15 protein-coding genes and 1 pseudogene are annotated in these 15,195 nt (G+C 65.6%); 9 read left to right on the forward strand and 7 right to left on the reverse strand.

All coding sequences use genetic code 11. The features are described 5' to 3' along the window. Positions 1-64 precede the first annotated feature (64 nt). Together N4264_RS21625 and N4264_RS25715 are read right to left on the reverse strand one after the other, a co-directional pair. Positions 65-595: a response regulator gene (locus N4264_RS21625; protein WP_261694292.1), complete on the reverse strand. Its 531-nt coding sequence runs from the start codon at positions 593-595 to the stop codon at positions 65-67. Positions 596-613: 18 nt separating this feature from the next. Further along, complete coding sequence (locus N4264_RS25715; RefSeq protein ID WP_343231970.1) at positions 614-1,954, reverse strand: ATP-binding protein; 1,341 nt, start codon at positions 1,952-1,954, stop codon at positions 614-616. Between the two features lie 344 nt (positions 1,955-2,298). Here N4264_RS25715 and N4264_RS21635 point away from each other — a divergent pair, with 344 nt between their 5' ends. The 5 genes from N4264_RS21635 to N4264_RS21655 all read left to right on the forward strand — a co-directional run bounded on the left by N4264_RS21635 (position 2,299) and on the right by N4264_RS21655 (position 7,400). Continuing rightward, positions 2,299-2,952: a response regulator gene (locus N4264_RS21635; RefSeq protein ID WP_261694293.1), complete on the forward strand. Its 654-nt coding sequence runs from the start codon at positions 2,299-2,301 to the stop codon at positions 2,950-2,952. A 121-nt stretch (positions 2,953-3,073) separates the two neighbouring features. Beyond that, positions 3,074-4,456, forward strand: a complete 1,383-nt coding sequence (gene rpoN, locus N4264_RS21640) for an RNA polymerase factor sigma-54 (protein ID WP_261694294.1) — start codon at positions 3,074-3,076, stop codon at positions 4,454-4,456. Next, a complete protein-coding gene (locus N4264_RS21645) occupies positions 4,453-4,839 on the forward strand; it encodes a response regulator (protein WP_261694295.1) in 387 nt (128 codons plus the stop codon). The genes rpoN and N4264_RS21645 overlap by 4 nt, the downstream gene beginning before the upstream one ends. Then, positions 4,832-6,325: a sigma-54 dependent transcriptional regulator gene (locus N4264_RS21650; protein WP_261694296.1), complete on the forward strand. Its 1,494-nt coding sequence runs from the start codon at positions 4,832-4,834 to the stop codon at positions 6,323-6,325. The genes N4264_RS21645 and N4264_RS21650 overlap by 8 nt, the downstream gene beginning before the upstream one ends. Positions 6,326-6,389: 64 nt before the next feature. After that, positions 6,390-7,400: a sensor histidine kinase gene (locus tag N4264_RS21655; RefSeq protein WP_261694297.1), complete on the forward strand. Its 1,011-nt coding sequence runs from the start codon at positions 6,390-6,392 to the stop codon at positions 7,398-7,400. Positions 7,401-7,424: 24 nt separating this feature from the next. Here the strand turns inward: N4264_RS21655 and N4264_RS21660 are convergent, their stop codons facing one another. Then, positions 7,425-8,600, reverse strand: a complete 1,176-nt coding sequence (locus N4264_RS21660) for an agmatine deiminase family protein (RefSeq protein WP_261694298.1) — start codon at positions 8,598-8,600, stop codon at positions 7,425-7,427. 227 nt (positions 8,601-8,827) lie between these two features. Between N4264_RS21660 and kbl the strand changes: the two genes are divergently transcribed. Then, positions 8,828-10,021, forward strand: a complete 1,194-nt coding sequence (kbl, locus tag N4264_RS21665) for a glycine C-acetyltransferase (RefSeq protein WP_261694299.1) — start codon at positions 8,828-8,830, stop codon at positions 10,019-10,021. Positions 10,022-10,081: 60 nt separating this feature from the next. Here kbl and N4264_RS21670 read toward each other — a convergent pair whose 3' ends face one another. Continuing rightward, positions 10,082-10,849, reverse strand: coding sequence for a pseudouridine synthase (locus tag N4264_RS21670; protein WP_261697680.1), 768 nt, complete (start codon positions 10,847-10,849; stop codon positions 10,082-10,084). Between the two features lie 66 nt (positions 10,850-10,915). On the opposite strand from N4264_RS21670, the gene N4264_RS21675 reads away from it, so the two are divergent. The 3 genes and pseudogenes from N4264_RS21675 to N4264_RS21685 form a co-directional block, all read left to right on the forward strand. Continuing rightward, entirely contained in the window at positions 10,916-11,362 is a 447-nt protein-coding gene (locus tag N4264_RS21675) for an OsmC family protein (protein ID WP_261694300.1), read from the forward strand. A gap of 68 nt (positions 11,363-11,430) precedes the next feature. Then, a complete protein-coding gene (locus tag N4264_RS21680; RefSeq protein ID WP_261694301.1) occupies positions 11,431-12,231 on the forward strand; it encodes a DUF1295 domain-containing protein in 801 nt (266 codons plus the stop codon). 129 nt (positions 12,232-12,360) lie between these two features. After that, positions 12,361-12,984, forward strand: a pseudogene (locus N4264_RS21685) (lytic polysaccharide monooxygenase auxiliary activity family 9 protein); the annotation flags it as partial. 86 nt (positions 12,985-13,070) lie between these two features. Here N4264_RS21685 and N4264_RS21690 read toward each other — a convergent pair. Genes N4264_RS21690 through N4264_RS21700 form a run of 3 tightly spaced genes read right to left on the reverse strand, consistent with a single transcriptional unit; the run spans position 13,071 to position 15,192 of the window. Next, positions 13,071-14,231, reverse strand: a complete 1,161-nt coding sequence (locus tag N4264_RS21690) for a glutathionylspermidine synthase family protein (protein WP_261694302.1) — start codon at positions 14,229-14,231, stop codon at positions 13,071-13,073. A 3-nt stretch (positions 14,232-14,234) separates the two neighbouring features. Continuing rightward, positions 14,235-14,768 (reverse strand): DUF1190 domain-containing protein, encoded by a 534-nt coding sequence (locus N4264_RS21695; RefSeq protein ID WP_261694303.1) that lies wholly within the window; start codon positions 14,766-14,768, stop codon positions 14,235-14,237. Between the two features lie 10 nt (positions 14,769-14,778). After that, positions 14,779-15,192: a DUF350 domain-containing protein gene (locus N4264_RS21700; protein ID WP_261694304.1), complete on the reverse strand. Its 414-nt coding sequence runs from the start codon at positions 15,190-15,192 to the stop codon at positions 14,779-14,781. Positions 15,193-15,195 lie beyond the last annotated feature (3 nt).

A 15,195-nucleotide genomic window follows, 5' to 3' on the forward strand; every position in this document is an offset into this window, starting at 1 on the left:
GGACCGGGCTCATCAGGGTAGAAGGCAGAACACGGCGGCCACGCAGCATGCGGCCGCCGACGCCTCAATCGTCGTCGTCCAGGGACAGGTAGATGCCGCCGTCCTCGTCGCGCTCGACAAAGGTGATGCCGGGGCATTCCTCTTCCAGGCGCTTCATCGCGCGATCGGCCGGCGCGCGCTGGCGGGCATTCTCGTTGGCGCCGGAACGGCCGCGCTTGAGCAGCGAGACGACCGTGTCACGCAGCTGGTTGTCGCTCCAGGGCTTGTTGATGAAACGCGCGATGTTGGTGTCGTTCACCGCGGAGATGATGGCGTCCTTGTCGGCGTAGCCGGAGACGATCATGCGCGGCACCGTGGGCTGCGCCTCAATCAGGCGCGACAGCAGCTCCACACCGTTCATCAACGGCATCCGGTAGTCGCTGACGATGAGGTCGAAATCCTGCTCCTCGCTGCGCGCGATGGCGTCATCGGGATTGGTGAAGGTTTCGATCGCGAGCGATTCCCCATCCAGCTGCTCGGAATCGATGGCCGAAAGGCACCGTCGCATGGCACTGAGAATATTCGGTTCGTCGTCGATCAAGAGCACGCGATACATGACGCCTCCTAGCCGGCCTCAACGCGGTTGGTTCACCGGCAGCTCGATCCGGAACAGGGTTCCCTGCCCCGGCGTGCTGGTGACACTGATTGTACCGTGGTGTTTCGCCACGATGCCGTAGGAGATTGACAGGCCAAGGCCGGTTCCGGTCCCCACCGGCTTGGTCGTAAAGAAGGGGTCGAAAATCCGCGACAGGACCTCCTCGGACATGCCCACGCCGTCGTCGCCGATCGCGATCCAGATCTTCTCGCCGTCACTGGAGCAGCCGGTGCTGACCGTCACGACGCCGCGGTCGGTGATGGCCTGCCCGGCATTCACCAGGATGTTCATGAACACCTGGTTGAGCTCGGATGGCAGGCATTCGATCAGCGGCAGGTCGCCGAAGCTGCGCACGATCTGGGCCTTATACTTGAGCTCGTTCCAGACGATGTTGAGGGTCGACTCGATACCGCGGTGCAGATCCGCCTTCACCCAGGCCTCGCCGCGATCACTGCGGGAGAAGTCCTTGAGATCCTGCACGATCTTGCAGACCCGCTCGATGCCTTCGCGCGACTCGGTCAGGAGCTGCGGAAGGTCAGCGGCAACGAAATCGATATCGAGCCGCCGCCGGATCTCGTTGACCTCCCGGAAGTGCCCCGGGCTGTCGATGCGTTCCTGCGCCATCGAATACGCCTCGATCACCGTCAGCAGGTGCGAGACGTATTGCTGCAACGTGCTGAGATTGGAGTTGACGTAGCCGATCGGATTGTTGATTTCATGCGCCACGCCGGCCGACAACTGGCCGATCGAGGCCAGCTTCTCGGACTGGACCAGTTGCTCCTGCGCCCCCTTCAGCTTGGCATAGGCGACCTCGAGTTCACCGTTGCGGGCCTGCAGCTCGCTTTCGCGGGCGTAGTCCTCGGTGATGTCGCGCACCTGCATGCCGTAGGGGCCCAGGCCGTCCAGGCCGATGGCCGAGACCTGCACCAGCAACACCAGGCGTTGGCGGGACGATGAACGCAGCACGACTTCGCCCACCCAGCAGCCACAGGAGGCGGCCGTGGCCAAGGCCGAGGCCGGCAGCAATTCCGGATGCCAGTCGGACACCATCACCAGGTCACCCGAGCGGACGCGCAGCGGGTCGAGCAGTTCCACCAGCGCGTCGGCCGCGCGGTTGGAGTAAAGCACGCGTTGCGTGCCGTCGAAGATCAGGATGGGAATGGCGCTGATCTCGGCAAACGCGTGCAAGAATGCGGCTGCCTGCGGATGCTCGGGGCGCGCAAAGCCGGAACCGCGCCGCGGCGCGTCACTGGAGTGGGCGGGTACGCCCACCGATGTGCCTGACTTTGGCTTGATCATGTCGGAGTTGGTTGACAACACAGGGGGTCTCCGTTTCATTGGACGGGTCTCGTCTGGGTGCGAGCCGACGGACCCGACCGGCGCCACAGATCGCTGTACGGCAATGCGTGCGGCGCTCTCGGAGTAGATGAGGCAATTCCCGTGCCGGCCGCACAGGGCGTTCCGCACGACGGGATACGACGCCGGAAAGCGCGTATTTCCCGGGAAATTGTGGCAAAAGTCTCAAGACGATTCGGTAACGCCCTCGCCTGTCGCCATTTTTCCGCCGGAGCCGCGACAAATATCCGCCGCGAACGGTCCAGGCCGTTATCGGGGGCGACGAGGTGCCCATACGCAAGGCCGGTGCAGCGTGGTATACCGTTTCCATGACGAAACCGGCTGCCAGCGAAACTGTCCGCGTGATCGTCGCCGATGACCACACGCTGGTGCGCGCGGGCATCTGCCGCCTGCTCGAGGGCACGCCGGGCGTTGCAGTGGTCGGCGAAGCCAGCAACGCCGATGAGGCTCTCCAGCTGGTCGACCAGCACCATCCGGATGTGGCGTTGATTGATCTGGCGATGCCCGGCCGTAGCGGGCTGGACCTGATCGGTGACCTGCGCGCGCGATTTCCCCGCACGGCGGTGGTGGTGATGTCGATGCATACCGAGCTGGGCTATGTGCGCACGTCGCTCGAACGCGGCGCCAGCGCCTATATCGTGAAAGACGCTGCGCCTGCCGAGCTGGAGCAGGCCCTGCACGCGGCCCGGCACGGCCAGACCTTCGTCAGCCCGCCGATCGCCGCGCAAATGCTCAGCGCCTTCGTAGGACGAAGCAAGAACAGCCTGGATGCCCTTTCGCCGCGTCAGCGCGAGATCCTCCATCACATCGCCAAAGGCGAAGCGACCAAGGAAATCGCTGCCGCACTGGGAATCAGCGTGAAAACCGTTGAGACTCATCGCGCCCGCATGATGGACCTGCTCGGCATCAAGCGGTCGAGCGAACTCCTTCGCTTTGCCCTGCAACACAATTTGAACATGTAGCACCGCATCACTGCAGTGTCTGTCAGGAAAATCCTGACACCGCGTACGGGATCGACCCGATAGCCGTCCGGCGCCGACGAAGCACACAGTTTGCATCGAAGAACAACGATGCGGACCGGCGATGCGTACGGGCACAAATCTCCAACTGGGACAGCATCTGCGGATGACGCCGCAGCTGCTGCAATCGATCCGTCTGCTACAGCTGGATGGTGTCGAGCTCGAGCGGGAAATCCAGCGGTGCCTGGAAGCCAACCCGCTGCTCGAACGCATCGAGGGCGACGGCGAGGCGCCACCACCGGATTTTGACCGCCGCGCCGTGCCGCGCCCCACGCGCGAGGCTGGCGACGAAGACTGGCTGGCGCAGTGCGCCGCACGTGACACGCGGGATATCCGCCAGCAGATTCTCGACGACCTGGCACTGCAGACGCAGGACCTGGATCGGCTAGCCATCGCCGCCTGGCTGCTCGACCGCGTAGCGGACACCGGCTACCTGGAAGCCCCCTGTGCCGAGCTGGTGCATTCGGCGGCAGAGTCACTGGGCGCGGCCGCCACGACGGTGGAATCCGTGCGCCAGCAAATCCTGCACGGCCTTGTCCCGGGTTTTGGCGCACGCGACCTGCGCGAATGCCTGCTGGCTCAGCTGCGGACACAGGCCGCGCTGGACCCTCACGTTCACCTGGCGCAGCTGCTGGTGACGCATTACCTCGAAAGCTTGCGGCGGGAAGCACTGGCCGGAATCGCCGGGGAGATCGGCGCCCGTGTCGCCGACGTGCGCGCAGCCTGGCGCCTCATCCTGACGCTTGACCCCAAGCCGGGCCTGGGCGCTCCCGACAATGCGGGCTCGGCCGTGGTGCCGGACGTCCTGGTGGTGCGGCGTGGCGAGGGCTGGCATGTCAGTCTCAACCGGCGCAGCATGCCGCATATCCGCATCGATCCGGAGATGGCAGCGCTTATGGATCAGGCTGGTGATTCGGCCCACGCACCAATGCGCGAGCTGCTGCACCAGGCGCGTGCCCTGGCACTGGGCCTGTCGGTGCGCAATGACACGCTGCTGCGTGCCTCGCAGGCCATCGTCGACTCGCAGGTGGAATTCCTGCGCCACGGCATCGAGGCCATGCGCCCATTGACGCTGCGCGAGGTCGCTGACACGATCGGCGTGCACGAATCCACTATTTCTCGGATCACCACGGGCAAGTTCATGCAGACTCCGCGTGGCACTTTCGAGCTCAAGCATTTCTTTGCCGCCCGCGTGGACGGAGCCGTCTTCGCCGGCGTGGCAATCCGGGCAATGATCAAACGGCTGATCGATGCCGAAAACCCGGCGACCCCCCTGGACGATGACACGATCGTAGGTCTGCTGGCCCGCAGCGACGTGCGCATCGCCAAGCGGACCGTCGCCAAGTACCGCAGCATTCTAGGCATCGCTACGGCGAAGGAGCGGCAATGTACACAGCGTCACACGTTTCACAGCAACCCCCCACCAAGCCGCGGAGCGTACCGGTGACACCGATTACGGTTCTGTTGGTCGATGATCACCCCGGTTTCGTCAATGCGGCGATGCGTCATTTCCGCGGCATCGAGTGGCTGCGCGTGGTCGGTCAGGCGCAGAACGGCCGCGAGGCGATCGAGCGGACCGAAGCGCTGCGTCCGGACGTGGTGCTGATGGACCTGGCCATGCCCGAGATGGGCGGGTTGCAGGCCACGCGCCTGATCAAGGCGCAGACCGATCCGCCCTACATCGTGATCGCCAGCCACTTCGACGATCCGGAACACCGCGAGCATGCCGCCCGCGCAGGCGCCGACGCATTCATCGGCAAGATCAACTATGCGCAGGACGTGATGGTGATCCTGTCGCAATTGCGCAGCACAGCAGACCGGAATGTCTGAATCCCGCATACTCATCGTCGATGCCGACCGCGAGCGCGGAGATCGGATCGGGGCCATCCTTGATTTCATGGACCTGACGCCGACGGTGCTCGAATGTGCCGGTGACCTGCGCCTGAAACGGCACACGCCGCAAGACTGGCTGGCGATCGTCGTCGGCACGGTCAACGAACGCGATCCGTGGAACACCTTCGCGTCGTGGCTGGCGGATGACCCGATGCATCCGCCGCTCCTGGTCATGAGCGACGACGGAAAAGTCGAGCCAAACGGCCTGGGTGTCAACGGCGCCAGTGTCTGGGCGCTGGACTACCCCATCAAGCAGACGCAGCTCAATGATCTGCTGCGTCGCGCCAGCATCAAGCGCCTGGACGACAGCGCGCGCGCTGAAACGCCACGTGGCGGGCCCAGCGGTTCCAGTGCCGCAGTGCAGCGCCTGCGCCGGATGATCGAGCAGGTCGCCAAATTCGATACCACCGTGCTGATTCTCGGCGAGTCCGGGTCCGGCAAGGAAGTCGTGGCACGCGCCATCTTTGAACACTCGGCGCGGGCCAAGGGCCCCTTCATCGCGATGAATTGCGGCGCCATTCCCTCGGAACTGATGGAAAGCGAACTTTTCGGCCACGAGAAGGGCGCGTTCACCGGCGCTGTCTCGGCGCGCAAGGGCCGCTTCGAACTGGCCGAGGGCGGCACCTTGTTCCTGGACGAGATCGGCGACATGAGTCTGCCGATGCAGGTGAAGCTGCTGCGCGTGCTCCAGGAGCGACGTTTCGAACGCGTCGGCGGCGATACCACGATCCAGTGCAATGTGCGCGTGATCGCGGCAACCCACCGCAACCTCGAAGCCTCGATTGAAAAGGGCACCTTCCGCGAGGATCTCTATTACCGCCTGAACGTCTTCCCGATCGAAGTGCCGTCGCTGCGCGAGCGCACCGATGACCTCGGTGAGCTGGTCAATGTGCTGGCGCACCAGCTCGCTGGTCATGGACGCGCCCGCATCCGCCTGTCACCCGATGCGCTGCGCGTGCTGCGCACCTACGCGTGGCCGGGCAATGTGCGCGAACTGTCGAACCTGGTGGAGCGCCTGTCGGTGCTGCATCCGGGCCAGGTCATCGAGGTCGACGACCTGCCCGTGCGCTACCGGGCCAATGCGGGCAACGCCGCGCCGGTGAATGTCGCAGCCGCCAGCGCGCCGCCGGCAGGAAGCACAGGCACGCCAGCGGCGGTTCTCACTGACGCTGGCGCACGCGCCGCGCCGCCCATGTACGCACCGTCGGTTCTGCCGCCGGACGGCCTGGATCTCAAGGAACACATCGGCAGCATCGAGTCGACGCTGATCCGCGCCGCGCTCGAACGTGCCGACGGTGTCGTCGCGCATGCCGCGCAACTGTTGCGGCTGCGTCGCACGACGCTGGTCGAAAAGCTGCGCAAGTACGGGCTCGGCCGTGAAAGCCTGATCGACGAAGGCGAAAGCGACACTCACGTCAATTGATGCGCCGCGTCGGCCGTCGCTCGCGTATGCTTGGCCCCGGGCATCGCAGCGATGGCAGTGTCGTATGACGTCGACTTCGCCGCACCATCTGATCCTCCGCGTTGACGTGCCGGCCGGCACGCTGCATCGCCTGTCCCCGGCCCACCCTCTGGCGCCCGACAGCGCCACGGCCATCGATGCGCTGCTGATGCAGATTCATCCGCACGATCGCGTGGCGCTGCGCCAGCTGCTGACGGAATCCGCCGTCGACGCGGCACTCGACCCCGTTCGCGGACTTCCGCCCGACACCGGGCCCTGCTACGCCGTGAGTATCACTGCACTGCCGTCCGGGGAGCGCCTGGCGGTGTTCTCCGACAGCAGCGTCGACACCGCGCTGGCCGTCTGTCGCGAGCAAGCTGCGCAACTGCAGCGCCGGCTGGAGGATGTGTCACTGCGCCTGGTGAATGCGCAGGAGGAGGAACGCCGGCACATTGCGCGCGAGTTGCATGACGAGATCGGTCAGACACTCACGGCGGTGGTCCTCAATCTCGAATACCGCCGCGACGAACCCATGCCGCCGGCCGACCGCATGCAGGCGCTGACGGACGTCCGCCGCACCCTGGCCGAAGTGCGCGACATGTCCCTGCTGCTGCGGCCGCCGCTGCTCGACGATATCGGGCTGGAAGCGGCTCTGCGCTGGTATCTGGAACGCCAGGCGGCTGCCGGCAAGATGGATACGCGCCTGTCGGTGCAAGGGCTGGAACGGCGGCCACCGATCGGCATCGAGATCACCGCGTACCGGTTGGTGCAGGAGGCCGTCACGAACATCATGCGGCACGCCCGGGCCCGCCATGTGGACGTCGCCCTCAACGCAACCGGGCACGAGCTGGCCATCCGGATCAGCGACGACGGCATCGGCTTCGACCCGCGCGAAGCCATGAGCGACGCCCAGGCCGGCGGCAGCCTGGGCGTCATCGGCATGGCCGAACGCGCTTCGCTGGTGGGCGGACACTGCGAGATCGTCTCGATGCCCGGTGCGGGCAGCATCGTGCTCGCCCGGCTGCCCCTGGGCTCGCCGGCGGCGCCCCAGGGGTGACGCTGCGACCCGTTCCGGGACTGCTCAGTTTTCCAGATCGCTGCGGAACAGCAGATCGGGCACGTGCATCACGATGCAATGCACGGCACCGGCCAGGTCAATGATGTCCGAACAGTTGATCGGCACCACGGTGCGGTCGGGCAAGGCGCTCTGGAATGTCGCGATGGCCTGGGCGTTCTGCGTGGTGTAGCCGTCGAACTGGCACACCAGAGCCACCTTGTTCACCAGCACGGCGTTGGCATAGGTGTAGTGCGTACCGCCGCTGTTCCAGGCCGGCGTGCGATACACCGTGTAGTTGCGCGACGCCAGCAGGTTGGCAGTGGCCTCGGTCACGGTATAGGGGACACCGTCACTGCTGGCGTGCTGGCTGATCAGCACCTTGTCGTCGGCCAGCGGCAGCATCCACATGTCGATGTGCTGGGTGGAGTCGTAGGACGTGGGGAATGGATCGGTCAGGGTGAGATTCAATCCCTGGTAATCGCGGTAGTAGTCCTTGATCTGCTGCTCGCTGACGCCGGGGTTCTCGTTGACGATCAGGCGCGTCATGAAGGCATCGCGATTTCGGAACAGATGGAAATTTCCACCGCCGTGTGTCAGCGGGATATCGTACTTGGGTTCGCCGGAATAGGTCGCCCATACCGCCGGGAACACATCGTCGACCGGTCGCGGACGGTTGTAGACGTGATCCACCGACGCACGCCGGCCGTTCGCATCGACGATGCGCGGACCGTAGTCGCGCATCCATACGCTGCAACCGCTGCTGCACGGCTGCGTGACGAACTTGATCCGCGACATATTCGCGCCGGCACCGGTCAGCGTGGACGTGGCGCTCGTCTGCTGGCTTTGCCCGGTGACGACGATGTACATCATGGCGTCCGGATCGCCCGTGGTGATCGCCACCGCCATCTGGGTAATCAGGGCGTTGAAGGAGCCCCAGCGCACCAGGATGCCGCTGTTGGCTTCGTATTCGGCCTGGGCACGCACGGGGCCGCCGGGCGGGGCGAACGGAATGTGCGAGGCATCCGGCAAGACGAAATCGCGCAACTCATCGGCACTCAGGCCGCGCGGCAAGGGATAGGGGTTGTCGTCCTGGATGGTGGCAAGCACCTCCGGTGGGACGGCTTTCGGAACCGTCGCCCCGGCGGACGCGGCGTTGAGGGACAGGGCAAGCGAGACGGCGGCGATCAGCTTGAGCGGCATTGACCAATTCTCCCGGATGAGAAAACGCGGACCCGTAACTTTCTAGCCTAGCAGACTGCGTCCACCAGGCTGTCGACCGGTTCTACAAACGCGACAGCCCGGCCGGGGCCCTACCCTTTCCTCGCCAGGCGACGGCCGCCGGGGCCACGCGCACCCGGCCGATTTGGCGCCCGCGGCACCCAGGCGGCACAATGGCGGCTTTCTCTCCGCCACTCTGCGAGCCAGCCATGGACTTCCCCGCCCGCGAGCGCCTCAGCGCCGAACTCGACGCCATCCGCGAACAGGGTCTGTTCAAGACCGAACGCGTCATCACCACGCCGCAGTCGGCCGCCATCCACACCACCGACGGCAAGGACGTCCTGAATTTCTGCGCCAACAACTACCTGGGGCTGGCCGACAACGCCGAAATCATCGCCGCGGCCAAGCAGGCCCTGGACACGCACGGCTTCGGCCTGGCCAGCGTGCGCTTCATCTGTGGCACGCAGGACCTGCACAAGCAGCTGGAACGCCGGATTTCCGAGTTCTTCGGGACCGACGACACCATCCTGTACACCAGCTGCTTTGACGCCAACGGGGGCCTGTTCGAGACCATCCTGTCCGACGAGGACGTGGTCATTTCCGACGCCCTGAACCACGCCTCGATCATCGATGGCATCCGCCTGTGCAAGGCCGAACGGCGCCGCTACGCCAACGGCGACATGGCTGAGCTGGAAAAACACCTGGCCGGGTCCCAGGGCAAGCGCACGCGCCTGATCGCCACCGACGGCGTGTTCTCGATGGACGGCTACATCGCCAAGCTCGACGAAATCGTCCGCCTCAAGGAGAAATACAACGCGCTGCTGATGGTCGACGATTCGCACGCGACGGGCTTTGTCGGCCCCACCGGCCGCGGCTCGGCCGAGCTGCATGGCGTGATGGACAAGGTCGACATCTTCACTTCGACGCTGGGCAAGGCGCTTGGCGGCGGTTCCGGCGGGTTCACCACCGGCCGGCGCGAGATCATCGATCTGCTGCGCCAGCGTTCGCGCCCGTACCTCTTCTCCAACACCCTGCCGCCGCCACTGGTGGCCGCCTCGCTGAAGGTGTTCGAGATTCTCACCCGGTCGACGGAACTGCGTGACCGCGTGGAAAGCAACGCGCGCTACTTCCGCGAAGGCATGACCGCCGCCGGCTTCGACCTCAAGCCCGGCAACCACGCCATCGTGCCGGTGATGCTGTACGACGCCAAGCTGGCGCAGCAGTTTGCCCAGTCGCTGCTGGCTGAAGGCGTCTACGTGATCGGCTTCTTCTATCCCGTGGTGCCGCAGGGCCAGGCGCGCATCCGCACGCAGCTGAGCGCCGCCCATACCCACGAACAGATCGATCGCGCGGTGGCCGCCTTCACCAAGGTGGGCCGGGAACTGGGCGTCCTGAAAGCGTGATCGAGCGCCATTGCCGCCCCGGGGGCGGCAATGGCTGGTTTTTCCAGAGCGCGGCTGGGTTCAGACCAGGCGCGCGATCTCCGCTGCCGTCAGCCGTCGCCACCGTCCCGAAGGCAGGTCGCCCAGCGCCAGGCCGCCGATCGCGATGCGCACCAGTCGCAGGACCTCTACGCCATGCGCGGCCAGCAGGCGGCGGATATGGCGGTTGCGGCCTTCGTCGAGCACGACTTCGAGCCAGGCGTACTTCTCGCCCCTGCGCAGTTCCCGCACATCTTTCGCGGCCAGGTGACCGTCCGCCTCCGTCACCCCTTCGCGCAGGCGAGCCAGCAAATCCTCATCCGGCAGGCAGTCGATCTGGACGTGGTAGGTCTTGTCCACGTGGCTCTCCGGCGCGGTGAGCCGCGCGGCGGACGTGCTGTCATTGGTGAACAGCAGCAGGCCCTCGCTGGCCTTGTCCAGGCGCCCGACCGGTGCGACCCACGGCAGGGTGGAATCGTCGAGCAGGCGGTAGACGGTATCGCGCCCCTGCTCATCGGAGGTCGTGGTGACCAGCCCGCGTGGCTTGTTCATCATCAGCCACACGGCGCTGGCTGCCGCGATGGGGGCGCCATCGACCTCGATCCGGTCGACGGACAGGTCCGTGGCAGCTTCCGGGTCGCGTACGATACGGCCGTTGACGCGGACGCGCCCGGCCGCCACCAGCGACTGGGCCTGGCTCCGTGAGCAGTAACCCCGCTTGGACAGCACCCGGGCAAGCCCGTAGCGAGGCCCGGCCGACGCGCGCGGCTTTGGAGGATTGGGCCGTGGCGGCCGACGGGATGCAGTCATCACGTCACGCTGCCGCAATCGGGCGTTGCCGTCAAACCACGCCACGACGAACTGCCGGAGAACCGTATGGAACACCGCATCACCCTGGATTGGCGCCGCAACGACGGCCCCTTCGAACGCGGCAACTATGCGCGTGAGCACCGCATCCGCTTCGACGGCGGCCAGATGCTGCGCAATTCCGCCGCCCCCGACTACGGCGGCGACGCCGCCGCGGCAAACCCGGAAGAACTGCTGCTGGCGGCGCTGGCGTCCTGTCACATGCTCACCATCCTGGCAGTGCTGGCCAATCGCGGCTATGTCGTGGAGGGTTATGACGACGCGCCGGTGGCCGTGCTGGAAAAGAATGCAGAGGGAAAGATGGCTGTCACGCGGATCACCCTGCGCCCCGCGATCCACTTCAGCGGTGCGAACCAGCCGTCGGCGGACGAGCTCGCCAAGTTCCATGAACGCGCCCACTCGGCGTGTTTTATCGCCAATTCCATCCGCAGCGAGGTGCACATCGTACCGCGCTGACCGCCGTTGACCTTTCCACTACGCAGCACGGATTAGGATCACGCGGCGTTCCACCATCCCTTGCGCGCATGAACGGCAATGCAGTGCTAATCGTCTGGGGAGCTGCGGCCTGCGCGATGCTGGTCGGCTGGCTGCTGCAACGCGCGACGCGCAACGCCGGCATCGCCGACGCGATCTGGGCCGCCTGCCTGAGCGGCGGCGCCCTGTACTACGCGGGCGTTGGCACTGGCAGTGCCCTGTCACGCGGCCTTGTTGCGGTGTTCGGCGGATTCTGGGGCTTCCGCCTGAGCATGCACCTGTTGACGCGCGTGCTCACCGAGGAAGAAGACGGCCGCTACCGGCAGCTGCGCGCGCACTGGCACGGCAGCGAGGTGCGCTTCTTCGCCCTCTTTCAGGTGCAGGCCGCGCTGGTGGCCCTTTTCTCGCTACCGTTTCTGGCGGTCGCGGAGAATCCGGTCACGCGAATCTCCGCCTGGCACGTCATCGGCGTCACCGTGTGGCTGGTCAGTCTGGCCGGGGAGTCGTTCGCCGATCTCGAACTCGCCCGTTTCCGGCGCGATCCCCGCAATTCGGGGCGGACCTGCCGCATCGGCCTGTGGCGCTATTCGCGCCATCCCAACTACTTCTTCGAGTGGTTGCACTGGTTCGCGTATGTGGCGCTCGCGGTAGGCTCACCGATCGCCTGGACGGCATGGCTGGGCCCCTTGCTCATGTACATCGCGCTGCGCTGGGTCAGCGGGGTTCCGTTTGTCGAAGCCCAGGCGCTGCGCTCGCGCGGTGACGACTATCGTGCCTACCAGTCGGAAACCTCCGCGTTCATCCCCTGGGTGCCCAAGCCCGAACGCACGTCGGACCTGCGCAAGGCCTGACCGGCGCCGCCGCGCCCCAGTGGTATTCGACCATAAAGCCCTGCGGACCGGACCTCCCGCACGGATCGGCGAGAGCGGCTTGTCCACACTGTCGGGCCGCCGGAACTGCCGGTGACGGGCGAGAATGCGATGCGTACGGTTGCCTTCCTGCTGGCTGCGGCCGGCGTGACCCTTATTGCGCCGCGCGCCGATGCGCATGGCTCACTGATCGTTCCTGAAAGCCGCGTGTTCCATTGCTACGCGGCGGGCGTGGAGAATCCACAGGACCCTGCCTGCGCCGCAGCCATCGCCGCCGGCGGCCCACAGGCGTTCTACGACTGGATGGGCGTCAACCAGGCCCATGCCAATGGACAGCACCAGGCGGTGGTTCCCGACGGAAAGCTGTGCAGCGGCAACAACCCCACCTTCGAGGCCTTGAACCTGGCGCGCGCCGATTGGTACGCGACACCCATCCGACCCGACGCCACCGGGCACTACCAGTTTGTCTTCCGGGGTACCGCGCCCCATGCCACGCGGGACTGGATCTTCTATGTCACGCGCGACGGCTGGAACCCGCTCCAGCCGCTGGCCTGGGGGCAACTGGATGAATTCTGCCGACTGGGGAACGTGCCCCTGGGCGACGGCGGCGTATACCGGCTGGACTGCCCGCTGCCGGTACGCCGCGGCCGTCATGTGGTCTACAACGTGTGGCAACGGTCCGACAGCGAAGAGGCGTTCTACACCTGTGCGGATGTGGATTTTGGATCATCCGGCGACGCTATTTTCGCCGACGGATTTGGCGACGGCGACTGATCGGAAACGGCCCACGCCGGCCGGGTCACAGCCGGCGTGACAAGCATTCACACGATGACGTGCGGCACGAAGCGCGACGTGTCGCGCGTGATCAGGCCAGCATCTTCGCGGATGCCGATGCCGGCGGCGCGATCGGCAATCACCCAGCTGCCGATGACGGTGTAGCTGTCGCCGAAACGCGGCAGCGGGTGCGCGGCCTGGCGAATCCACGGAGCGTCGTCGTAGGGCCCTTGCGACTCGTGCACGGACCCGTCGCGCAGACGCATGGCGATATTGGCCCCTTCGCGCGAGAACAAGGGCTTGCGTACCCAGCCATCGACGAGCGGGCCCGCGTCGGCGGTCTCGAAATGCGCCTCCAGCAGGTTCGGATGACCGCGATGTTTCTCCCACAGCAGGGGCAGGATGCCCTTGTTGCTGAGGATGGATTTCCATGGCGGTTCGATCAGCTGGATGCCCGAATGCGGCAGAGCCGGTCCGAATTCTTCGGCAAACATGAACTCAAGTGGGTACAGCTTGAACAGGGACTGGATGACGTAGTCGTCCAGATCCGTGAAACGGCCATCTTCGCTCAGGCCGATATCTTCGATGGCGATCGAGCGCGTGGTGATACCGGCCTGCTCGGCGCAATCGCGCAGGTACGCGACGGTGCCCTGGTCTTCCAGCGAATCGCGCACGGCCGAGAAATACAGCGGCTTGGGCAGGTTCGGAGCAATCGTGCCCAGCGCCTCGACGAGCAGATCCTGGATCAGGTTGTACTGGTCGAGGTTTTCACCGAGCTGGCCGCGCGACTGCTGCTGTTCCAGCCACACCCACTGGAAGAATGCCGCCTCGTACAGCGCGGTGGGCGTGTCGTAGTTGAGCTCATAGAGCTTGGCCGGGCTTTTGCCGTCGTAGGCCAGGTCCATGCGGCCGTAGAGGTGCGGATCGCGCCGGCGCCAGGATGCGGCGATCCACTCCCAGTAGGACGCGGGAATCGCCAGCTTCGTCAGCAGTTCCTCGTTGCCGACCACCTCGTCAACCATCGCCATGGCCATGGCGTGCAGTTCGGTGGTCGGGTCTTCCAGGTCGTTCTCGATCTGCGGCAGGGTGAAGGCGTAGTAGGCGCTTTCATCCCAGTAGGGTTCGCCTTCGATCGTGTGGAAGCGGAAGCCGAGCGATGCGGCTGTTTCACGCCAATCCGGGCGCTCGGCAATCGCGATACGTTGCATCGATCAGCTACCTCCCCAGCTGCCACGGGCGCTGGAGGACGAGCCAAAACCCGAACGCGACATGGTGACGGCGCGGGACGGTGTTTCCATCGCGCTGCGCGTCACGCGCGCATCGCCCGTGGTGCGCGCGATGGGCTGCCCGCCCGAATTGAGATAGCCGCCACTGCCGTAGGTAGTGTGCGAATAATATAAAGGTTGCGATTGGTAATAGTTCGGTCGACCGGCGTAATAGCCCAGCGCATAGGCCGCCATCAGCGGAATGTACTGGATGCCCGCGCCATGGTTGACCGTGTGGCAACGGCCGCTGCCGAAGTCCGTCTCGCAATCGGACTGGCTGGAGTAGCGCGGCGCAACGCGCTCGTGTTCCGACTTGGCGTGGTCGAAAGCGGCCTGGCACTGGTCCTGCGTCAGTTTGGCGCCGGCCACGCATTCGGCCACGTCCTTGTACAGCGACACCGGTTCTTCCGGTTCGCATGCCGTGAGGAAGACGGGGGCAGCCCCCATCAGCAGCAGTCGTACGGTCTGGGATCGTTTCATGGCGCGCACCTCAGTAGGTCATGCTGGCGGCGTTGAGCAGTCCCACGGCAATAAAGATGGCAGCGGAGAAGATGCCCGGCGCCAGCTCGTCGCGCGCGATGCGGTCTGGGAAATCCTTGAAGAGTGCGCGCACGGCAAAGAACGCGAGGACTTGCACGATCAACGCCACGACGCCCCACTGGGCGAGGTCCGGCAGGCTGATCGAGTGCGTGATTGCCGCATGCAGCGGCAGCGCAAAGCCGAGGATGGCGCCGCCGAATGCCGTCGCCGCCGCGGGTTTGTTCGCCTTGATCAGGCTGAATTCCGCATGCGGCGTGAGGCGTACATACACGACGCAGAACAGCACCAGCAATGCGACCGCTACGCCAAAGTAGGACAGGAAGGCCGGCAGGCCGCCGAGATAGCGCAGAATCGAATCGGACATGGG

Origin of the sequence: Tahibacter amnicola, assembly GCF_025398735.1 — a bacterium.
GTDB lineage: Bacteria > Pseudomonadota > Gammaproteobacteria > Xanthomonadales > Rhodanobacteraceae > Tahibacter > Tahibacter amnicola.